This window comes from Promicromonospora thailandica (assembly GCF_024171955.1).
GTDB classification, from domain to species: domain Bacteria; phylum Actinomycetota; class Actinomycetes; order Actinomycetales; family Cellulomonadaceae; genus Promicromonospora; species Promicromonospora thailandica.
Genome location: NZ_JAMTCS010000006.1, coordinates 278120 through 299149 on the forward strand (window position 1 = coordinate 278120; position 21030 = coordinate 299149).

17 protein-coding genes are annotated in these 21030 nt (G+C 73.2%); 6 read left to right on the top strand and 11 right to left on the bottom strand.

Annotated features, from left to right (window positions below; all coding sequences use genetic code 11):
- Positions 1-6 precede the first annotated feature (6 nt).
- The 4 genes from APR03_RS11675 to APR03_RS11690 form a co-directional block, all read right to left on the bottom strand.
- Entirely contained in the window at positions 7-1605 is a 1599-nt protein-coding gene (locus APR03_RS11675) for a GMC family oxidoreductase (protein WP_253835848.1), read from the bottom strand.
- Complete coding sequence (locus APR03_RS11680) at positions 1598-3100, bottom strand: aldehyde dehydrogenase family protein (protein ID WP_253835850.1); 1503 nt, start codon at positions 3098-3100, stop codon at positions 1598-1600. The genes APR03_RS11675 and APR03_RS11680 overlap by 8 nt, the downstream gene beginning before the upstream one ends.
- 2 nt (positions 3101-3102) lie before the next feature.
- Positions 3103-5193, bottom strand: a complete 2091-nt coding sequence (gene betT, locus APR03_RS11685) for a choline BCCT transporter BetT (protein ID WP_253835852.1) — start codon at positions 5191-5193, stop codon at positions 3103-3105.
- 85 nt (positions 5194-5278) lie between these two features.
- A complete protein-coding gene (locus tag APR03_RS11690) occupies positions 5279-6418 on the bottom strand; it encodes an Mrp/NBP35 family ATP-binding protein (RefSeq protein ID WP_253835854.1) in 1140 nt (379 codons plus the stop codon).
- Positions 6419-6543: 125 nt separating this feature from the next.
- On the opposite strand from APR03_RS11690, the gene APR03_RS11695 reads away from it, so the two are divergent.
- On the top strand, positions 6544-8508 hold the full coding sequence (locus tag APR03_RS11695) for a hypothetical protein (protein WP_253835855.1): 1965 nt from the start codon (positions 6544-6546) through the stop codon (positions 8506-8508).
- A gap of 3 nt (positions 8509-8511) precedes the next feature.
- On the opposite strand, the gene APR03_RS11700 is transcribed toward APR03_RS11695, so the two are convergent.
- Together APR03_RS11700 and APR03_RS11705 are read right to left on the bottom strand one after the other, a co-directional pair.
- Entirely contained in the window at positions 8512-9033 is a 522-nt protein-coding gene (locus APR03_RS11700; RefSeq protein ID WP_253835857.1) for a DUF1003 domain-containing protein, read from the bottom strand.
- On the bottom strand, positions 9026-10336 hold the full coding sequence (locus APR03_RS11705) for a magnesium transporter MgtE N-terminal domain-containing protein (protein WP_253835859.1): 1311 nt from the start codon (positions 10334-10336) through the stop codon (positions 9026-9028). Before APR03_RS11705 ends, APR03_RS11700 begins: the two co-directional genes overlap by 8 nt.
- Positions 10337-10409: 73 nt before the next feature.
- Between APR03_RS11705 and APR03_RS11710 the strand changes: the two genes are divergently transcribed.
- Together APR03_RS11710 and APR03_RS11715 are read left to right on the top strand one after the other, a co-directional pair.
- The gene (locus tag APR03_RS11710) at positions 10410-11384 is read left to right on the top strand and encodes a YflT domain-containing protein (RefSeq protein ID WP_253835862.1); all 975 of its coding nucleotides are present in this window, start codon (positions 10410-10412) and stop codon (positions 11382-11384) included.
- A gap of 739 nt (positions 11385-12123) precedes the next feature.
- Entirely contained in the window at positions 12124-13080 is a 957-nt protein-coding gene (locus tag APR03_RS11715) for a type IV toxin-antitoxin system AbiEi family antitoxin (RefSeq protein ID WP_253835864.1), read from the top strand.
- Positions 13081-13172: 92 nt separating this feature from the next.
- Here APR03_RS11715 and APR03_RS11720 read toward each other — a convergent pair whose 3' ends face one another.
- Positions 13173-14708 (bottom strand): aminopeptidase P family protein, encoded by a 1536-nt coding sequence (locus tag APR03_RS11720; RefSeq protein WP_253835866.1) that lies wholly within the window; start codon positions 14706-14708, stop codon positions 13173-13175.
- A gap of 12 nt (positions 14709-14720) precedes the next feature.
- On the bottom strand, positions 14721-15557 hold the full coding sequence (locus tag APR03_RS11725) for an alpha/beta fold hydrolase (protein WP_253835868.1): 837 nt from the start codon (positions 15555-15557) through the stop codon (positions 14721-14723).
- 162 nt (positions 15558-15719) lie between these two features.
- On the opposite strand from APR03_RS11725, the gene APR03_RS11730 reads away from it, so the two are divergent.
- Positions 15720-16568, top strand: a complete 849-nt coding sequence (locus tag APR03_RS11730) for a PHP domain-containing protein (protein WP_253835870.1) — start codon at positions 15720-15722, stop codon at positions 16566-16568.
- Positions 16565-17200, top strand: coding sequence for a MarC family protein (locus tag APR03_RS11735; protein WP_253835872.1), 636 nt, complete (start codon positions 16565-16567; stop codon positions 17198-17200). Before APR03_RS11730 ends, APR03_RS11735 begins: the two co-directional genes overlap by 4 nt.
- Before the next feature lie 17 nt (positions 17201-17217).
- On the opposite strand, the gene APR03_RS11740 is transcribed toward APR03_RS11735, so the two are convergent.
- The 3 genes from APR03_RS11740 to APR03_RS11750 form a co-directional block, all read right to left on the bottom strand.
- A complete protein-coding gene (locus tag APR03_RS11740) occupies positions 17218-17514 on the bottom strand; it encodes a DUF1905 domain-containing protein (protein ID WP_253835874.1) in 297 nt (98 codons plus the stop codon).
- An 86-nt stretch (positions 17515-17600) separates the two neighbouring features.
- Entirely contained in the window at positions 17601-19241 is a 1641-nt protein-coding gene (locus APR03_RS11745) for a DEAD/DEAH box helicase (protein ID WP_275977416.1), read from the bottom strand.
- A 305-nt stretch (positions 19242-19546) separates the two neighbouring features.
- On the bottom strand, positions 19547-19768 hold the full coding sequence (locus APR03_RS11750) for a DUF3107 domain-containing protein (RefSeq protein ID WP_253835878.1): 222 nt from the start codon (positions 19766-19768) through the stop codon (positions 19547-19549).
- Positions 19769-19960: 192 nt separating this feature from the next.
- On the opposite strand from APR03_RS11750, the gene APR03_RS11755 reads away from it, so the two are divergent.
- Positions 19961-20944, top strand: coding sequence for a DUF3152 domain-containing protein (locus APR03_RS11755; RefSeq protein ID WP_253835879.1), 984 nt, complete (start codon positions 19961-19963; stop codon positions 20942-20944).
- The last annotated feature ends 86 nt before the right edge of the window (positions 20945-21030 follow it).

Here is a 21030-nt window from a genome sequence, read left to right on the forward strand (position 1 = left end):
GGAGCATCAGCTGCCCAGCCCCGCCCGGTCCTCCTTCAGGAAGTCCGCGCACCGTTCGCCGATCATCATCACGGTGATGTTCGGGTTCACCGAGGTGATCTCCGGCATCACCGACGCGTCGGCCACACGCAGCCCCGTGACCCCCTTGACCCGCAGCCGGGGATCCAGCGGCGAGGCGCCGTCGTCGGGCGCACCCATCCGGACCGAGCCGGTCGGGTGGTAGACCGTGTTGTGCGTGCGGGTGATGTAGTCGGCGATCTCGTCGTCGGTCTGCACGTCGGGCCCCGGGTACAGCTCGGCGCCCGCCCACTCGCGCATCGCGGGCTGGGCCACGATCTCGCGCGCCAGCCGGATGCCCTTGACCATCACCTGCATGTCGTACGGGTCGGTGAAGTAGCGCGGGTCCACCCGGGGCTTGTCCCGGAAGTCGCGCGACCGCAGCCGCACCGTGCCGCGCGAGCGCGCGTGGGTCACGTTCGGCGTGAGGCAGAACCCGTTCTCTGTGGTCGGGTACCCCTGGCGGGCCGTGTGCATGTCGAACGGCACCGAGCCGTAGTGCATCATCAGGTCCGGTCGGTCCAGGCCGGGCTCCGTCGCCGCGAAGATGCCGATCTCCCACCATTGCGTCGACGTGGTGGTCATGGGCTGCCTCGCCTCCCACTGGATCACGCCCTCGGGGTGGTCCTGCATGTGGGAGCCGACGCCGGGCGCGTCCACCAGCACCTCGATCCCTACCTCGGCGAGGTGCCCGGCGGGCCCGATGCCCGACAGCATGAGCAGCTTCGGGGAGTCGATGGCTCCGGCCGATAGCACCACCTCGTGACGAGCGGTGAACGTGCGGTGGTGGATGAGGTCCGGGCCGAGCACCTCGACGCCGGTGCACCGCGTGCCGTCGAACGTGAGCCGCTTGGCGCGGTGCTCGGTGAGGATCGTGAGGTTGGGCCGGTCCAGCACGGGGTGCAGGTAGCTCACGGACGACGACGAGCGGACGCCGTCCTCCCGCGCGTTGATCTGGAAGAAGCCCGCGCCGGTGACCACGGTGGACCCGTCGTTGAACCGGACGCGCGGGATGCCCGCCTGCTCGCACGCGTCGAGCACCGCCACGCCGCACGGGTCGGACGGCGGCACCTGCCGGATGCGGACAGGCCCGTCGTGGCCGTGGTGCTCGCCGGGCTGGTCGTTGTTCTCCAGCCGGGTGTAGTACGGCACGCAGTCGGCGGCGCCCCAGCCGGCCGCGCCGAGCTCCGCCCAGTGGTCCAGGTCCTCCGCCGGCGCCCAGAACGCGATGCACGAGTTGTGCGACGAGCACCCGCCCAGCACCTTGGCGCGGGCCTGGCGCATGAACGAGTTGCCCTTCTCCTGCGGCTCGATGAGGTAGTCCCAGTCGTAGCCGGACTCCAGGAGCCCCATCCAGCGGTCGAGCCGCAGGATCGCGTCGTCGCCGACGTCGGACGGGCCCGCCTCGATCAGGGCCACCGTGACCTGCGGGTCCTCGCTGAGCCGTGCCGCGACGGCGGCGCCGGCGGACCCGCCGCCGACCACCACGTAGTCGAAGGTGGCGTCGGCGGTGGGGGTGGCGGGCTGGGCCGCGGGCTGCTCAGTCATCGGTGCCTCCGAGGTGGTCGGACCCCCCGAACCAGCCGGTCACGGCGGGCCGCAGGTTCTGGTAGACGTGCTTGGACTCCTGGTACTCGGCCAGCCCGGCCAGCCCGAGCTCCCGGCCGAAGCCCGACTGGCCGTAGCCGCCCCACTCCGCCTGCGGCAGGTAGGGGTGGTAGTCGTTGATCCAGATGGTGCCGTGCCGCAGCCGGTTCGCCACGCGCTGCGCCCTGCCGGCGTCCTGCGTCCAGACCGCTCCGGCCAGGCCGTAGATGGTGTCGTTGGCGATCTCGACGGCCTCGTCCTCGCCCCGGAACGTCTCCACGGTGACGACCGGTCCGAAGGCCTCGTCGGTGACCGCCGGGGTGCCCCGCCGGACGCCGTCGAGCACGGTGGGCAGGTAGTAGAACCCGGCCTCCAGCTCGCCGTCGCCCCAGCGCCCGCCGCAGCGGACGACGGCGCCGTCGGCCACCGCCTGCTCGACGTACGCCGTGACCTTGTCCCGGTGGGCCGCGGAGATGAGCGGGCCGGTCTCGGCCGCCTCGTCGAACGGGCCGCCGAGCCGGATCCGCTCGGCGCGCCGCACGAGCTCGTCGACGAAGCGGTCGTGGACCGACTCCTCGACGAGCAGGCGCGCCCCGGCGGAGCACACCTGACCCGAGTGGACGAACGCGGCGTTGAGCGCGTTGTCGACGGCGGCGTCGAAGTCGGCGTCCGCGAAGACGACGTTCGGGTTCTTGCCGCCCAGCTCGAGGGCCACCTTCTTCACGGTCGCCGCGGCGTTGGCCGCGATGACCCGCCCGGTGACGAGCCCGCCGGTGAACGACACCAGGTCGACGTCCGGGTGGGTCGAGAGCGGGCCGCCCGCCTCCGGGCCCGCGCCGAGCACGAGGTTGGCCGTGCCCGCGGGGACACCCGCGTCCGTGAGCACCTCCATGAGCAGCATCGCGGTGTGCGGGGTGAGCTCGCTCGGCTTGAGCACGAACGTGTTGCCCGCGGCCAGGCAGGGCGCCACCTTCCACACCGCCTGCAGCAGCGGGTAGTTCCACGGCGCGATGAGCGCGCAGACCCCGACCGGCTCGTGCACCACGCGGCTGAGCACGTCGGCGCTCCCGGCGTCGACCACGCGTCCGGCGTCCACGCCCGCGAGCTTCGCGAACCAGCGGAAGCACGCGATGCAGTCGTCCATGTCGATGCGGCTCTCGACCAGCCGCTTGCCCGTGTCGCGGGACTCGGCGAGCGCGAAGTCCTCCTTGCGCTCGGTGAGCAGGTCGGCCACCCGGTGCAGCAGCTCGCCGCGGTCCGGGCCGGTGGTGTCACGCCACGGGCCGGAGTCGAACGCGCGCCGAGCCGCCGCGATCGCCCGCTCGGTGTCGTCCGGGGCGGCCTCGGAGACCTCCGCGACCAGCGAACCGTCCGCGGGGCAGCGGATCTCGCGGGTCCCGCCCGCGGCGGCCGCCGTCCAGGTGCCGTCGATGTAGAGGGTCTTCGGTGCGGTCATGCTCAGGCCTCGATCTGCTCGGTCTCGTGGGCGGGCGTGGTGCTCGCGTGGAGGAAGAGCAGGTGCCGCTCGTACTGGTCGAGCACGTCGGCGATGAGCTGCTCCTTGGCGTACCCGGTGACGTCGTACCCCTGCGTGCCCTCGGCGAGCAGCACCTCGACCCGGAAGTAGGTGTCGTCCTGGTCGGAGGTGTTCATCCGGAAGGTCGGCGTGGGGTGGGCCTGCGGCCACAGCGTGTAGGTGAACGGGGCCTCGTCGCCGTGCTCGACCGTGAGCGTGAGGGCGGGCAGGCCGCTGTCGCCCGCGAGCGTCTCGCTGCACGCGGTCGTGATGCCCTGTTCCGCGAGCTCGGCGGAGACCTCGGCCAGGGCGGGGCGCACCGTCTGGTCGAGGAACCGCAGCGTCTGGCGTCTGCCGGGGAACGAGACGAGCCGCGCGACCCGTTGCCGCCAGCCCGCGCCCGGCGGGCCGCCCTGCTGGATGCGTCCGGAGAGGCTGTTCGGCAGCGCGACCCGCAGCGTGTCGAGCTTGCGGCCCTCGCTGCGCAGCGCCTTGTGCAGGGCGAACATCACGCCGAACATGACCAGCGAGAACGGCAGGCCCATGATGATGGTGCCGGACTGGAGCGTGGCGATGCCGCCCGCGATCAGCATGCCGAGGGTGAGCAGGCCGGTCGCGGCCGCCCAGAAGACGCGCAGCCAGACCGGCCCGTCGTCGCCCGCCCGGTGCAGCTTCGACGTCAGCGTGGAGAGCACGAGGGCGCCGGAGTCCGCGGACGTCACGTAGAACAGCAGGCCCACGAAGATCGCGAGGCCGATGGTCAGCGGCGCGGCCGGGAAGCGTTCGAGCAGCGCGAAGATGCCCGACGCCGGGTCGTTCATCGCGGCGTCGCCGAACGCGGCGCCCTCCGCCCCGCCGTCGCGGATGAACTGCAGCGCGCTGTTCCCGAACACGGACACCCACAGCAGGATGAACACGAACGGCACGGTCAGCACGCCGACCACGAACTGGCGGATGGTGCGCCCGCGCGAGATGCGGGCGAGGAACAGGCCCACGAACGGCGCCCACGCGACCCACCACGCCCAGAAGAACAGCGTCCAGGCGTTCAGCCAGTCGGTCGGGGCCTCGAACGCGAACGTGTCCAGCGTCATGCCGGGCAGCCGGGACAGGTAGTCGCCGAGGTTCATCACCAGCGCGTCGAACAGGAACGTGGTGCTGCCGGTCACCACGAGGAACAGCACGAGCAGCAGGGCGAGCACCACGTTGAGCTCGGACAGCCGCCGCACGCCGCGCGCCACGCCGGACACGACCGACAGCGTGGCCATCACCACGGCCAGGCCGAGCAGGGCGGCCTGCACCCCGACGCCGATGGGCGCGCCCAGCAGCTCGGCCAGGCCGCGGTTGAGCATCTCGACGCCGATGCCGAGCGTGGTCGCCAGCCCGAAGATCGTGCCGATCACGGCGGCGACGTCGACGACGTCGCCCAGCCGGCCCCACACACGGTCACCGAACAGCGGGTGCAGCGCCGAGCGGATGCTCAGCGGCATGTTCCGGCGGTAGGCGAAGTACGCGATGGCCATGCCCATGAGGGCGTACATGCCCCAGCCGATGAGGCCGTAGTGGAAGAGGGTCCAGACGATGGCCATCCGGGCGGCCTCGACGGTGCCGCCCTCGCCGACGGGCGGCGCGAGGTACTGGGTGGCGGGCTCCGCCACGGAGAAGAACATGAGGTCGGTGCCGATGCCGGCGGCGAACAGCATCGCCGACCAGGTCAGCAGCCCGAACTGGGGCTTGGCCTGCTCCGGGCCGAGCTTGATCCGCCCGGTGCGGGACAGTGCGACGCCGATGACGAAGACCAGGAAGGCCGCCGCCACGACGACGTAGTAGGCGCCGAACCAGTCGGCGATCCAGGCGACCACCACGCCGATGTACCGCTCGGTGGCCGCGGGCCGGACGATTGCCGCGAGGGCGACCGCGAGGATCAGCGCTGCCGACCCGTAGAACACGGGTGGGTTGATCCCCGCATGGTGCTTCGGTGGTGCGTCGTTGTCCTCGGAGGTGGTCGGGCTCTCGGTCGTCGCCGGGATGCTCATGGGTTCCTTCGTCGGGGGCACGGACTGCTTTACCGTACATCTACCCGGAATTTCGTCCACTCGCCCCAGGGCGCCCGCCCGACGCTCAGACCGGTGCGAGCCCCAGGTTGCGTCCGGCCAGGCCGCGCCGCCGCCGCGCCAGGCTCGTCGCGACCTCGCGCAGCACCGCCGCCCCGGGCGAGTCCGGCGCGGTCAGCACCACGGGCGTGCCGCTGTCGCCACCCTCGCGCACCGCGACGTCGAGCGGCACCTGGCCGAGCAGCGGCACGTCCGTGCCCACCAGCTCGGTGAGCCGGGCCGAGACCTGCTCGCCCCCGCCGCTGCCGAAGACCTCCAGCCGGGTGCCGTCCGGCTGCTCGAGCCACGACATGTTCTCGACCACGCCCACCACGCCCTGGGACGTCTGGGTGGCCACCGACCCGGCGCGCTCGGCCACCTCCGCGGCCGCCGCCTGCGGCGTCGTCACCACCAGGATCTCGGACGACGGGAGGAGCTGCGCCACGGAGATCGCGATGTCCCCGGTGCCGGGCGGCAGGTCGAGCAGCAGCACGTCGAGGTCGCCCCAGTAGACGTCCGCGAGGAACTGCTCGAGCGCGCGGTGCAGCATCGGGCCGCGCCACACCACGGGCTGCCCCGCCGGTACGAACATGCCGATCGAGACCACCTTGACGCCGTGCGCGACGGGCGGCAGCAGCATGTTGTCCACCCGGGTCGGCTGACGGTCCACGCCGAGCATGCGGGGGATGGAGAAGCCGTAGATGTCGGCGTCGATCACGCCGACCGACAGCCCGTCCGCCGCCAGGGCCACCGCCAGGTTCGCCGTCACGGACGACTTGCCCACGCCGCCCTTGCCGGACGCCACCGCGAACACCTTGGTCAGCGACCCCGGCTGCGAGAACGGGATGACCGGGTCGCCCGCGCCGCCGCGCAGCATGGACCGCAGCGACGAGCGCTGCTCGGGCGTCATCACGCCCAGCTCGACGTCGACACCGGACACGCCGTCCACCGCCGTCGCCGCCGCGGTCACGTCCTTGACCAGCGTCGACTTCATCGGACAGCCCGCGACGGTGAGGTCCACGCCGACGGCGACGTGCCCGTCGTCGGCCACCGCCACCGACCGGACCATGCCGAGGTCGGTGATGGGGCGCCGGATCTCTGGGTCGAGCACACCGGTCAGCGCGTCACGCACGCGGGCCTCGAGGTCGGGGGAGTCGACGAGGGTCATGGCTCGATCCTAGGACGACGGTCCAGCGCGTCCGGCACCGGTACGCCGGAAGCGTGGTCCATGCTTTTGCAATGAAGATCAGTGGGAACGGTACGCTGCGTCACCACCACAGGTGAGGAGGGCCGATGACGGAGGCACGCGTCCCCGCGCGAGTTCGGCGCGTCTCCTCCGAGGACCAGGCGCGCGAGCTCGCCGCAGCCCTCCAGCGGCCGGGCCGCGACCGGCCGGTCGTGGTCATCTCGACGCCCGCCGGGCACGACACCCCCTTCGTGGACCCGCAGCGCGTGCTCGACGACGTCGACGGGCTCGCCGAGGTGGTCGTCATCCCCACGGGCGACGTGTCCTGGGCGTTCTCGTCGGGCATGCCGCCGGACACGCAGGTCTACGGCGGTGCCTCCCGCGTCTACGGCACCGACCTGGAGTGGGTGCACCAGCCGCGCCGCTCGCCGCTGCACTTCGCCTACTCCCCGGACGAGGACGCCCGCGTGCACGACCGCCTCGTCGGCGACGTCATGCGGTTCGCGGTGCGCGCGGGGATCGTGGGCTCGGCCCGCTCCGCCCCGGACGCGACCCCCGTCGAGGGCACGGTGCTCGGCCTGCTCGGATCGCGCGCCCTGGTCAGCACCGACGGCGGCGGCCAGGCCAGCATCGCCGAGGAGCTCGTGCTGCCCGACGTGCCCCTGTCCCGCGTGCTCGCGCCCGGGATGCGGGTCGCGGGGGTGCTCGACCCGGTCCGCCGGCTCCTCGACGTCCGCGGCATGCTGCCCGACGCCGCCGCGCTGCGCCGGGCGGTGCACGCCGCCTACCGCGTGGGCCAGGTGGTGCTCGGCCGGGTCGAGACGGTCGAGGACCACGCCGTCCGCATCGCGCTCGCCCCCGGCGTGCTGGTCCGCGTGCGCCGCGCGGAGATCACCGGCAACGACCTGGACCTGCTCGGCGACCTGTTCACGCCGGGCGAGGTGGTGGTCGCCCGCAGGGTGCCCGCGCCGCTGGACGGCCTGGCACTGCGGCTCGACGACGTCGACGAGTCCGAGGACAAGCCCGTCACCGCGATCGCCCTGCTGGAGGGCGGCCCGCCCTGGTTGGAACCCGACCCTCCTGCGCGGGACGACGAGCCGCTCGCGGTGCTGCCCGCGCCCGTCGTGGATCCGGCGCCGGACGGGTTCGCCGGGGCCGCGACGGACCGCGACGGTCCGCCCACGCCCGCCGACCTGTTCGGCCCGGCGCCCGGACCCGGCCGGGGCGGCGCGCCACCCGGCCCGCCGGCCCCGGAAGCGGGTGGCCCGCGGGCGCCGACCCCCGGCGACGTCGCCGCGTGGCACGCCGGCGGGCAGGACACGCTGCCGTCGCCTCCGCCGTCGTCCACCGTGCCCGCCCTGGCGAGCGACTCCCCGGCGGAGCCGCCGGGCAAGGCGGCCCGGGACCTGAGCCTGTCGCTCGACGCGGCCAGGGCGAAGGCCGCGGCCCTGGCCAAGGAGCTGCTGGACGACAAGGTCAAGCGGCACCAGGTCGAGCTGGAGGTCGACCGGCTGCTGGGGCGCGTCGGCGAGCTGACCGAGCGGCTGGAGCGTGCGGAACGGCGCGCCGAGCAGCAGGCGACCGCGCTGCGCAAGGCGCGGCAGGAGGCCGCGCGGCTGCGCCGCCGGCTGGGCGACGCGGGCGACGAGCCGCCCGAGGAGCGCCACTTCCTCGACGACGAGGAGCAGCTCCGGTTCGAGGTGCTCACCGAGTGGGCCCGGACCATCCCCGCCGCCGACAAGGCGACGCGGCCGCTGGCCCCGTACCGGCTCGGCCCGCGGTTCCTCGCGGCCCTGGCCGACGTCGAGGGCGTCAGCCGGGAGCGGGTGGTGTGGACGGTGGTCATGGTGCTGACCGGCCTGGCCCCCGAGATGAACGGGCTCCAGGTGCACCGCCTGCGGACCGGCTCCGGAGGCGACGACCCGGCCCGGCAGCGCGACGACGGCGCGCAGTGCTGGCGGGTCGCGCTGCAGGTCAACTCGCCGTCGGCCCGCCGTCTGCACTACTGGCGGCTGCCGGGCGGCGCGTTCGAGCTGTCCCGCGTGGTGCTCCACGACGACGTGGAGCCGTGATCCTCACCCCTGCTGGTCGGGCTCCCGCTCCCGGGTCCGGTCCTTCTCGCGGTCCTTCTCGTCCAGCTCCTCCAGGAGGTTGCGGATCTCCGAGCGCACGAAGTCACGCGTGGCCACCTCGTTGAGCGCGATCCGCAGCGCCGCCATCTCGCGCGCCAGGTACTCGGTGTCGGCGAGGTTGCGCTCCCCGCGCTGCCGGTCCTGCTCCGCCATGACGCGGTCGCGGTCGTCCTGCCGGTTCTGCGCCAGCAGGATGAGCGGGGCGGCGTAGCTGGCCTGGAGCGACAGCATCAGCGTGAGCGCGGTGAACCCGTTGGCGGCACTGTCGAACCGCAGGTTCTCCGGGCCCCACGCGTTCCACGCCAGCCACACCGCGCAGAACACCGTGAGATACACGAGGAATCGCGGGGTACCCAGGAACCGGGCGATCCCCTCGGTAACCCGGCCGACGGCGTCCTGGTCCATCCGCAGGCGGGGGACCAGGGCGCGGCGCTGGGCGAGCGGGGTGTCCAGGCGGTCAGCCACGTCGCACCTCCCGTCGCGCCCCAGGTGCCGCCGCCGGGGCGGCCTGCGCGGCGACCTCGTCCTCGTCGTCGCTGTCGCGCCAGTCGTCCGGGAGGATGTGGTCCAGCACGTCGTCGACGGTGACCACCCCGAGCAGCCGGCGCTGCGCGTCCAGCACGGGCAGGGCGAGCAGGTCGTACGCCGCGAGCAGCCGCGTCACCTGACCCACCGACGCGTCGTGGGTGAGCCACTCCGTCTCGGCGTCGAGCACGGACGCCACCGCCGCGTGCGGCGGCTCGCGCAGCAGCCGCTGGAAGTGCGCGACGCCGAGGAACCGGCCCGTCGGTGTCTCCAGCGGCGGCCGCACCACGAAGACCATCGAGGCCAGCGCCGGCGGCAGCTCCGAGCGCCGGATCGAGGCCAGCGCCGTCGCTATGGTGTCGTCCGCGCCGAGGATCACCGGCTCCGTGGTCATCAGGCCGCCCGCGGTGTCCTCCGCGTACTCCAGCAGCCGCCGGACGTCCGCCGCCTCCTCCGGCTCCATCAGGTTGAGCAGCTGGGCCGCCTGCTCGTCCGGCAGCTCGTTCAGCAGGTCGGCGGCGTCGTCCGGCTCCATGACCTCCAGCACGTCGGCCGCACGGTCCACGTCCAGCCCGGACAGGATCGACACCTGCGCGTCCTCCGGCAGCTCCTCCAGCACGTCCGCGAGCCGCTCGTCGTTCAGCGCCGTGGCGATCTCGAGCCGCCGTCCCGCGCCCAGGTCCCGGATCACGTCGGCGAGGTCCGCCGCGCGCATGTCCTCGTACGCCTCCAGCAGGCGGGCCGCACCCTGCTCGGCGGAGCGGGCCGTGAGGTCCTGCACCGCGTCCACCGGGACGGTCAGCGTCGAGCCGCGGCGGAACGGCGCGGACCCGCGCGACGAACGGCGGCGCACGAACAGCTGGTCCACGAGCCAGTCGCCCGTGCGCTGCTGCGCGATCGAGACGTCCTCGATGGTCACCTCGCCCGAGCCGTCCTTGAGCTGCACCCGGCGGTCCAGGAGCTCACCCAGCACCACCGACTCCATCGCCCGCTGCTCGAACCGCCGCAGGTTCACCAGGCCCGTGCTGATCACCTGCCCCGAGTCGATGCTCGTGACCCGCGTCAGAGGCAGGAAGACCCGGCGCCGGCCCGGCACCTCGACCACCAGGCCGACGGCGCGCGGCGCCCCCTTCGCCCGCACCAGCACGACCACGTCACGGACCCGGCCCACCTGGTCCCCGATCGGGTCGAAGACCACGGTGCCTGCCAGACGTGCGACGAAAACCCTGGTACCGGCGCTCACGCTGGTCAGCCTACGACCCGCCCCCAGCCCTCGCTCCTCGCCACTTCTGCCCAGGTGGGGGACACTATGGGATATGAGCATGTCTCGCCCGGGTGCCGTCCCGAAGGTCCCGACCCTGCCGGCCGGTGACGAGGTTGCCGCGTACTCCACCTACCTGGAGGCGCAGAAAGCGGTCGACTACCTGTCCGACAACAAGTTTCCCGTCGAGAACGTCACCATCGTGGGCACCGACCTGCGCATGGTGGAGCGCGTCACGGGGCGCCTGACCTACGGCCGGGTGGCGCTCGCGGGCGCCCTCTCCGGCGCGTGGTTCGGCTTCTTCGTCGGCCTGCTGCTCACGCTCTTCGCGGGCGGGTCGTCCGGCTTCCAGGTGATGTTCGCGGGCATCGCGCTCGGTGCCGGCTTCGGCCTGCTGTTCTCGATCCTGTCGTACTCCTTCACGGGCGGACGCCGCGACTTCACCTCCTCGTCGCAGATCGTCGCCGCCACCTACGCGATCCTGTGCGGGCACGACCTGGCCTCGGACGCCAGGGCGCTCCTGGTGCAGTCGCCGGGCGGGCTGGGCAAGTCGCGGGGTGGCGCCACCGTCGGCTCGCCGCCCGTCTACGGCACGCAGGCTCCCGCCGCTGCCGCGCCGCCGACCCCCGGTGCTCCGCCGGCCCCCGCCGCACCGCCGGCGCGGCCGACCGACCCGCGCTGGGTCACGCCCTCGGGTGAGCCCCGGTACGGCGCGATGCGCCCGGGCTCGGACACGGGCGCTGGTGCGTCCGGGGCTGGTGGCTCTGGTGCTGGTGGCTCTGGTGCTGGTGGCTCAGGTGCTGGTTCCTCTGGTGCTGGTTCCTCGGGTGCGTCTGGGGCTGGTGCGGCGGCTCCGGGCGCGGCGGGTCCGGGCGCTCCTGGCACGACGGCGGGCGATGGTCCCTCCGACGCTGCCCCGGCGGGCTCCACCGAGTCTCCCGAGACCCCGCCGACCTCCCCGGGCCCCCGCCCCGAGGATGACACCCCGACATCCCGCACCAACCCTTACGCCCCACCGACGGACGACTGACCCACTGGTCCCGACTTCGGTCCCTTGCATCTGTCTGGCGGCGACTTCGGTCGGTTGCCTCGAGATCGGTCCTTCAATGGACCGATCTCAAGGCAACCGACCGATGTCGTGTCTGGGCGGTGTGCTTCTGACCGAAGTGAACCAGGGGCGGGCCCTGTACCCGCTAGCTGCGCCGCTGCACGAGTGGTCCACCTGCCCCGGTGTCGTTCCTGTGCGCTTGTCTGGCGGTGGCGTCGGTCCTTTGCATCTGTCTGGCGGCGACTTCGGTCGGTTGCCTTGAGATCGGTCCTGCAATGGACCGATGTCGGGGCAACCGACCGATGTCGTGTCTGGGCGGTGTGCTTCTGACCGAAGTGAACCAGGGGCAGGCCCTGCACCCGCTAGCTGCACCGGTGCACGAGTGGTCCGCCTGCCCCGGTGTCGGTCCTGTGCGCTTGTCTGGCGGTGGCGTCGGTCCTTTGCATCTGTCTGGCGGCGACTTCGGTCGGTTGCCTTGAGATCGGTCCTGCAATGGACCGATGTCGGGGCAACCGACCGATGTCGTGTCTGGGCGGTGTGCGTCCGACCGAAGCGCCACACGGGATGACAGGGCGGGCAAGGTCAGCCGCCGGAGCCGACCGACCCTCGCCACCAGGTCCCAACACTAGGACGGTCACCACCGCCGGTGCTCCGCCGGGTCTGTGCACAGGTCGCGCCTGGTCGAGCCCGTCGGCAGGCCGCGATGACGGACCGTCGTGGGATGACGAACATCATTCCGACAGTCCGGCTTGCCTCGGAGGGCAACCGCAACACGCTGGCGGCCGCTGCGCGGGCCGGGGAGATCATCCGGGTACGGCGCGGGGCGTACTGCGCACCTGACCAGATCCGGGTCGAGGGACCGGGCAGTACACCGAGGGAGGCCCGGCGGACGGCGCTCGCCCGGGTGCGGGCCCTGCACTCCCAGCTCAGCGCCGATCATGTCTTCGGATACGCGTCGGCCGCGCTTCTGCACGGGTGCCGGCTGTGGACGGCGCCGCCGGCGACGCATATCTACCAGCGCTACCGCGCCTCAGGGCATGCCGCTTCCGACGTACGTCGGCACGCGTGGACGATCTCCGCGGGGGACGTCACCGCTGCCGCGGGCATGCCCGTGACCTCGCTGGCGCGCACGGTCGTCGACTGCGCACGGACGCTGCACCCCCTCGACGGCCTGGTGATCGCCGACTCCGCGCTGGCCATGGGGATCACGCGGGAGACCCTGCTCGAGGTTCTTGCCCTTCTGCCCGCCCGGCGTGGCAGCCGCCGGGCACGGCGGGTGATCGAGCTGGCGGACGGAGGGGCGCAGTCGGCCTGGGAGACCTGGGTCCGGTACGAGATCCTGCGGCGCGGCCTGCCCCGTCCCGTGACGCAGATGCCCGTGCACACCGCCGTCGGCGTCTTCCACACCGACCTCGGGTACACCGGATGGGCTCTCGGCATCGAGTTCGACGGTCGGGTGAAGTACCGGCCCGACGGGGTGCGTCCAGGGCACGACCCTGCCCAGGAGTACCTGGACGAGAAGGCCCGGGCCGCCGCGATCAGACAGGCGGGCATCACGATCGAGAACGTCAGCTCAGCGGACCGCCGGGACGTCGCGGCGATGATCGACCGGATCGTCCGCCACCTGCCGCACGACCTGGCGACGGCTGCTCGCCCCGACCCGTTGCTCCCACCGTGATCGCCGACGTCGGTCGCTCGCCCCGAGACCGGTCGCTCGAACGACCGGTCTCGGAGCAACCGACCGAAGTCGACGGACGCGCGCCGTCGACGTCAGCGGAGGGACGCCATCCAGGCCTCGACGTCCTCCGGGCGGCGGGGGAGCGCCGCCGACAGGTTCTCGTTGCCGTCGGCGGTGATCAGCACGTCGTCCTCGATGCGCACGCCGATGCCTCGGAACTCCTCCGGCACGGCGAGGTCGTCCGCCTTGAAGTACAGGCCCGGCTCGATGGTGAACACCATGCCCGGCTCCAGCACGCCGTCGAGGTAGAGCTCGCGGCGGGCCTGCGCGCAGTCGTGGACGTCGAGACCGAGGTGGTGCGACGTGCCGTGCACCATCCAGCGGCGGTGCTGCTGGCCGTCGTCGGACAGGGCCTCGTCCGCCGTGACGCCGTCGGGCAGGAAGCCCCACTCCTCCAGGCGTGCCGCGATGACCTCCATGGCCGCCGCGTGCACGTCCCGGAACTTCACGCCCGGCTTCGCGACGGCGAACGCCGCGTCGGCCGCATCGAGCACCGCCTGGTAGATCTTCCGCTGCACCTCGGTGTACTCGCCGTCGACCGGCAGGGACCGCGTGATGTCGGCCGTGTAGAGCGAGTCCACCTCGACGCCGCCGTCGAGCAGCAGCACGTCGCCCGAGCGCACCTCGCCGTCGTTCCGGATCCAGTGCAGCGTGGTGGCGTGCTCGCCCGAGGCGGCGATCGTCTCGTAGCCCACGGCGTTGCCCTCGAGGCGCGCGTGCCCGTCGAAGGTGGTCTCCACGACGCGCTCGCCGCGCCGGTGCTCCAGCGCGCGCGGCAGGGCACGCACCACGGCCTCGAAGCCCTCGATGGTGCGGGCCACGGCCTCGCGCATCTGCTCGATCTCGTACTCGTCCTTGACCAGGCGCAGCTCGGAGGTGGCCTCCACGAGGGCTTCGTCGGTCAGGGCGTCCTCGTCCTCGCCGGCCTCCAGGCGCAGCTCCTCGACGAGGGCCTCGATGGCGTCGTCGGCTCCCGAGACCACGAGCAGCCGCACGCCGCCGTCGCCGACGTCCTTGGCCAGCGCGTCGCCCAGCTCGTCGATGTGGCGGGCCTCGATGCCGGTCAGGGCCTCGACGTCGGCCAGCGACGGGCGGGCGCCCACCCAGAACTCGCCGTAGCGCGCGTCGGCATAGAACTCCTCGTTGTCGCGCGGGGCGAGCGGGCGCACGTAGAGCACGGCGTGGTGGTTCGAACCGCCGTCGCCCGCGCCGTCCTCGACCGGGTGCAGCACGAGCACCGCGTCCGGCTCCTGGTCGGTGCCCAGACCGGTGAGGTGGGCGAAGGCGGAGTGCGGCCGGAACCGGTAGTCGGTGTCGTTGGACCGCGGCTTGAGCGAGCCCGCCGGGATCACCAGGCGCAGACCGGGCAGTCGCTCCGAGAGCGCGGCGCGCCGGGCCACGGTGTACGGCGCGGCGGCGGACGGTGTCAGACCGAGCTCGGCGCGGGGGGCCCACTGCGACATCACGAAGTTCTTGAACGCGGTCGAGGCGGGACGGTGCGAACGGTTGGAGCCGCGGTCGGCGGCCGGTTGCTCTTCAGGCTGCGATGCAGTGGTGGGCTCGCTCATGAGCCCAGTGTTTCACGCGTGCCGGGCGAAGTCGGAGAGCGCCCGGGTGAGCACCCGGTTGAAGGCGGCGGGGGCCTCGGTGTTGACGTCGTGGCCCGCCCCGGGGATCACGACCAGCGCGCCGTCCCGCGCCGCCGCGAGGTGCCGCTGCTCGCCGATGCGCATGGCGTCACGGGCGCCGTTGACGAACCACACCGGAACGCGTGCGGCGCGTACGTTCGCGACGGACGAGCGCCCGGCCAGGTGCGTGAGGGAGTCGGTGACGACGTCCCAGGTGGGGCGGTACATCTCGGCCGTCTGGCGGGGCGCGATCTCGACCTGCCGCAGGTCGGCGCCGCCCGGCGCGCTGCGCGGTGCGCGGAACGGAGCCCGCAGGGTGGGCACCGACAGGCGCGCCCGGTGCACGCTCGGGTGCACGACGCGGCCGGTCAGGCGCCTGCCCAGGTACACGGCGCCGGCCACCGTCCGCGCGACGTCCCGGTAGAGCCGCACCGGCTTGCCCTTCGGGTCGGAGGTGCACCCGGCCGCGAGCACGCCCACCAGGCGGTCGGTGGCCTGCGGGCGGGCGGCCCAGGCGAGCGACGTGTACCCGCCGAGCGACAGGCCGACGAGGGCGACACGGCCCGGCAGCGACGACACGGCGTCGTCCAGCGCCGCGAAGGCGCCGTCCATGCTGAACCGGTCGGCCCGGCGCACGCCGTGCGCGGGCAGGTCGACGGCGACGGCCTCGTGCCCGGCGTCGCGCAGGTGCTCGACCTGGTTCTCCCAGATCGCGCCGGAGCTGCGCATGCCGTGCACGAAGACGACGCTCGTGGGCGGGCTCGGGGGCGTGCGGTGGCTGCTGTTCATCCCTTCGATGATGCGCCGACGTTCGGGGCGCCCGGCGGACGACGACGGAACACCGCGTGAACGTGCTGTGTGGGCTTGATGCGCCCCGCGGCGGGCCGCGGGGTGCCGCACCTCACCCCGCTCAGGGCGCTCAGGTGGCCGATGCATCTCTACCCTGGTGGGGTGATCGACCTCCATACGCACTCCACGGCGTCCGACGGCACCGACTCGCCAGCGCGCCTGGTCGAGGTCGCCGCGCTGGCGGGCATCGCGACGCTGGCCCTCACGGACCACGACACCACGTCCGGCTGGGCCGAGGCCGCCGACGCCGCGGCGCGCCACGGGGTCGGTCTCGTGCGCGGCGCCGAGATCTCGGCGATCGCCGCCACGCGGGGCTGGGGCACCGGTGTGCACCTGCTCGCCTACCTGCACGACCCGGCGCACCCTGGTCTGCTGGCCGAGACCGAGCGCACGCGCGACGACCGCGAGTCGCGCGCCCGGCGCATGGTCGACCTGCTCAGCGAGGACTACCCGATCACATGGGCGGACCTGCTCGCCCAGACCCAGCCCGGCACCACCCTCGGCCGCCCGCACATCGCGGACGCGCTGGTGGCGGCGGGCGCCGTCCGCGACAGGGACGAGGCCTTCGCCACCATCCTGCGCCCCGGCACCCGGTACTACGTGGGCCACTACGCGCCCGACGCCGTCGCCGCCGTCCGTGCGGTCCGGGCCGCCGGGGGCGTGCCCGTCCTCGCGCACCCGGGCGCGGACGCGCGCGGGCGGGTGGTGCCCGACTCGATGATCGAGGAGCTGGCCGACGCGGGCCTCGCGGGCCTGGAGGTCGACCACCGCGACCACACCCCGGACACCCGCCGACGGCTGCGCGACCTGGCCGAGTCCCTGGACCTGCTGGTCACCGGGTCGAGCGACTTCCACGGCGCGGGCAAGCAGAACCGGATCGGCGAGAACACGACGGCGCCCGAGGTGCTCGACGCGATCGCCGAGCAGGGTCTGCTCGAGGTGCTCCGGTGAGCTGGTTCGACGTCGCCCTGTTCACCGAGGTGTTCGTGACGCTGTTCGTGATCATGGACCCGCCCGGCACCGTCCCGGTCTTCCTGGCGCTGACGTCGCGGATGACGGCGGCGGACCGCCGCCGCGCGGCCCGGACGGCGATCTTCGTCGCGTTCGGTGTGATCGTGGTGTTCGCGCTGTTCGGCCAGCTCCTGCTGGAGCACATGGGCATCTCGCTCGCGGCGCTCCAGGCGTCGGGCGGCCTGCTGCTGCTCCTGGTCGCCCTGGAGCTCCTCATGGGCAAGATGGACGCGGGCGAGACCGACTCCGGCGGGTCCGCCCGCAACGTGGCCCTCGTGCCGCTCGCCACGCCGCTGCTCGCGGGGCCGGGGACGATCGTCGCCACCATGGTCTTCGTCCAGCGCGGCGTGAGCGCGGGGGAGTCGCCGATCGGGCACTACGCGTCGATCGGCATCGGCATCGTCGCGGTGTGCATCTGCACCTGGGCGGCCATGCGGTTCGCGGGCGTGGTGCACCGGGTGCTCAAGGACTCCGGAGTCACGCTCGTGACCCGCATCGCGGGCGTGCTGCTCGCGGCGATCGCCACGCAGATGATCGCGAACGGCGTCATCGAGTTCGTCCGCACCGTCTGACGCGCCCGGGGCGTTCGTCAGACGTCGAGCGTCTCCAGGGTCACGGACACCGGCTCGTCCGGTTCGAGGCCCTCGGCCTGGCGCACCTTCTTCTTCATCGGCAGCACGTAGCCGTCGGCGCTGTCGCTGGGGAACACGGACGTGGTCCAGGTGGTGCTCCCCACGGTGACGCGCACGCGGACCGAACCGAACCCGCGCGGCGGCAGGGGCAGGTCGGCCAGCTCGTCGGAATGCTCGGGCGGCACGGTCACGAACCACCAGGAGTCGGTCCGGGCCTGCCACTGCCACAGGGGTGCGGTGAACTCGATCTGCACCCCCTGAGCCTCTCAGAAACCCCCGACACTGTCAGACCCGCAGGCCGCCGGAGCGACCTGGGGTCTGACAGCGTCGGGGGTTCGGGTCAGGAGTCCGACGTGGGGCGGCCGCCGCGGGTGCGGCGCCGGGTGCGGTTGCGACGCCGGCGCTGGCCGTCGTCCTCGCCGCCCGACGCCGGACGCTCGGCCGGTGCCCCGCCGTCCGACGTGGGCCCGGCCTCGGCGTCAGACCGCGGCGCCGTGCGGGTGCCGCCGCCCTGCCGGCCACCGGAGCGCTGGCCGCCCTGGCGGCCACCGCCACGCGGCCCGCCCGAACGGGAACCGCTGTTGCGCTTGCCGGTCTCGCCGAGGTCCTCGAGCTCCTCCGCGTCGAGCCCGGCCAGGTGCTGCGCGGAGCGCGGCAGACGGCCCTTGGTGCCCTCCGGGATGCCCAGGTCGGAGAACAGGTGCGGCGACGTCGAGTAGGTCTCGACCGGCTCGGGGAAGCCGACCTCGAGCGCCTTGTCGATGAGCGACCAGCGCGGCACGTCGTCCCAGTCCACGAACGTGACCGCGGTACCGGTGTTGCCCGCGCGGCCGGTGCGGCCCACGCGGTGCAGGTAGGTGCGCTCGTCCTCGGGGCACTGGTAGTTGACCACGTGCGTCACGTCCTCGACGTCGATGCCGCGGGCGGCGACGTCGGTGGCGACGAGCACGTCGATCTTGCTGTTGCGGAAGGCGCGCAGCGCCTGCTCGCGGGCACCCTGGCCGAGGTCGCCGTGGATCGCTCCGGCCGCGAAGCCACGCGACTGCAGCTCCTCGGCGACCTTCGCGGCGGTGCGCTTGGTCCGCGCGAACACGATGGTGCGGCCGCGGCCCTCGGCCTGGAGCAGCCGCGCCAGCACCTCGACCTTGTCCAGGGCGTGCGCCCGGTAGACGACCTGCTTGATGTTCTTGACGGTGGCACCCTCGTCGTCCGGCTCGGCGGCGCGGATGTGCGTGGGCTGCTTCATGTAGCGCCGGGCCATCGAGACGACGGCGCCCGGCATGGTGGCGCTGAACAGCATGGTGTGCCGCTGCGCGGGGGTGCGGGCGAGGATCTTCTCGACGTCGGGCAGGAAGCCCAGGTCGAGCATCTCGTCGGCCTCGTCCAGCACCACGGTCGCCGCGCGCAGCAGGGTGAGGTGGCCCTGGTTGAGCAGGTCGATCATGCGCCCGGGCGTGCCCACGACCACGTCGACGCCGGCCTTCATGGCCTCGATCTGCGGTTCGTAGGCGCGGCCGCCGTAGACCTGGACGATGCGGACGTTGCGCTTGGCGGAGGCGGTGGCCAGGTCGTTCGCGACCTGGACGGCCAGCTCACGCGTGGGCACGACGACGACGGCCTGCGGCTTGCCGGGTGCCACGAGCTGGTCGTAGCCGGGCTCGCCGGGGGCGACGACGCGGTGCAGCAGCGGCACGCCGAAGCCGAGCGTCTTGCCGGTACCGGTCTTGGCCTGGCCGATGATGTCGTGCCCGCTCATCGCGACCGGCAGCGTCATGGCCTGGATGGGGAACGGGTGGGTGATGCCCGAGTCCTTGAGCGCCTCGACGATCTCGGGGCGGACGCCGAAGTCCGCGAAGGTCACGTTCTGCGCCTGGATGGCGGACGGGCTGGAGTAGTCGGGACCCGATCCGACGGTGGGCTCGGGGTTGACGGTGGCCGCGCTCGCGGCCGGGGTGTCTGTGGTAGTCACTGGCGCCTTCATCTCTCGCGGCGCGGCGGGCCCTCATGGCCCGGCGATCGCGCCTTCGTGCGGCAGCCGATCGTGGAAATCATCGCGCGCCAGGACCGGGGCCCCGGCTGCGCGTCCTGGCGCTGCGGTCTCGGATGAGACCTGAGCGCACAGGCTCGGGGGTCGGAACGTGACGACCGGGCAACCGATGTACGCCAGTCATGGTACGCGCACGATGTTTCCGCGTGGTTAGCGAAACCCGTCCGATCACCCCGGGAGTAACGAACGCCACGTGGCGGACGGCGCATTCGTGCGCAGTCCGCCACGTGCCGATGGCGTCAGACGGCGCCGAAGCCGACCTTGCGCTGCTCCTCGGAGCCGATCTCGACGTAGCCGATGGCGCTGCCAGGGATGATCACCTGGCGGCCACGGGAGTCGGTGAGCTCGAGCGGGCCGCCGGCCAGGGCCTTCTTGACCGCGGCCGCGACGTCGGCCGCGGTCTGCTCCGTCTCGACCGTGACCTCGCGCGTGAGGTTCTGCACACCGATGGTGACGTCCACGTTTACTCCAGTTCGGTCGGGGATTGCGCCGGGGGCCGGTGGTCCGGGAACCCGGCCAGACGATCCTAGTCACGCCCTGCGCCCGGCGGCCCCCGGTTTCGCCGTGAGCCGATAGGCCTGTGGACGACGGGCCGCGGAGCACCGTGGACCGGAGCATGGGCCGGCGGGCCGGTGCGTGGCACCATGGTGGGCGTGAGCGGACCAGCCTCCCCCCGGCGCGCGATCCTCACGCTCGGCCTGTGCCTCGCCCTGGGGCTCGGGGCGGGCGTGGTGGTGACGATGGCCACGGAGCCGGACGCGTCGGCGTCCGCCGTGGCGGGCGTGGTCGAGGACAACCTCGGCGCCGGTGCGGCCGACGTGGTCCGGGACGCCTACGAGGCAGCGCGGTCGGGCGACCGCACGTCGCCGCCGGACCCGGTAGCGACGCCGGAGCCGGGCGGCGGCGCCGCGGTGGACGCCGCCGCCGCAGGCGCGGACCCCGGTGCCGGTGCGCCGTCGTCCGGCCCGGAGACGGCCCCGCCCGCGGCGGGCGAGCCCGCGACCGCGAAGTCCGCGCCCCCGTCGCCCGCTCCCGTGCCGAGCCCGAGCCGCAGCACCGGGCCGGAGCCCGACCCGGGATCCGGCCTGACCGGGACGCGGACCGTGGTCGAGGAGAAGCTCTCCGGCACGCTCCTCGTGGCCCGCGGGTCGCGTGCGGCGCCCGCCGAGGGCAAGGTCTGGCGGGTGCAGATCGCGGTCGAGAAGGGCCTGCCGGTGGACCGGCAGGTCTTCGCGGAGGCGGTGCTGGCCACCCTGAACGACCCGCGCGGCTGGAACGCGGCCGACGGCTCCACCTTCGCCTGGACCGACACCGAGGACTACGACGCGCGCGTCGTGCTGGCGAGCCCCGGCACCACCGACCAGCTCTGCCTCCCGCTCGACACGATCAGCGAGCTGTCGTGCGGCATCGAGGGGACGGCGGTGCTCAACTTCCGGCGCTGGGCCACGGGCTCGCGGGCCTGGGACGACATCGACCGCTACCGGCAGTACCTGGTCAACCATGAGGTGGGGCACGTCATCGGGCACCGGCACGACCTGTGCGCGGGGGAGGGCGAGCACGCGACCGTCATGGTGCAGCAGACCACCACGACGAGCGGCTGCATCCCCGAGCCCTGGCCCGCGCCGCACGCCGGCTGAGCGCCACCGGGGTGGGCAAACCGGGCATTTGTGACGGTCCCGCGCGGGGCCGGCGGGAGTGTCAGTGGGTCGTGGTTCGATCGTCC

Bases quoted from the DNA above. Each gene is read 5' to 3' on its own strand.
- APR03_RS11745 (WP_275977416.1), bottom strand. From the start codon at position 19,241: ATGAAGGCGCCAGTGACTACCACAGACACCCCGGCCGCGAGCGCGGCC.
- APR03_RS11675 (WP_253835848.1), bottom strand. From the start codon at position 1,605: ATGACTGAGCAGCCCGCGGCCCAGCCCGCCACCCCCACCGCCGACGCC.
- APR03_RS11720 (WP_253835866.1), bottom strand. From the start codon at position 14,708: ATGAGCGAGCCCACCACTGCATCGCAGCCTGAAGAGCAACCGGCCGCC.
- APR03_RS11715 (WP_253835864.1), top strand. From the start codon at position 12,124: ATGACGAACATCATTCCGACAGTCCGGCTTGCCTCGGAGGGCAACCGC.
- APR03_RS11695 (WP_253835855.1), top strand. From the start codon at position 6,544: ATGACGGAGGCACGCGTCCCCGCGCGAGTTCGGCGCGTCTCCTCCGAG.
- APR03_RS11725 (WP_253835868.1), bottom strand. From the start codon at position 15,557: ATGAACAGCAGCCACCGCACGCCCCCGAGCCCGCCCACGAGCGTCGTC.
- betT (WP_253835852.1), bottom strand. From the start codon at position 5,193: ATGAGCATCCCGGCGACGACCGAGAGCCCGACCACCTCCGAGGACAAC.
- APR03_RS11680 (WP_253835850.1), bottom strand. From the start codon at position 3,100: ATGACCGCACCGAAGACCCTCTACATCGACGGCACCTGGACGGCGGCC.
- APR03_RS11710 (WP_253835862.1), top strand. From the start codon at position 10,410: ATGAGCATGTCTCGCCCGGGTGCCGTCCCGAAGGTCCCGACCCTGCCG.
- APR03_RS11690 (WP_253835854.1), bottom strand. From the start codon at position 6,418: ATGACCCTCGTCGACTCCCCCGACCTCGAGGCCCGCGTGCGTGACGCG.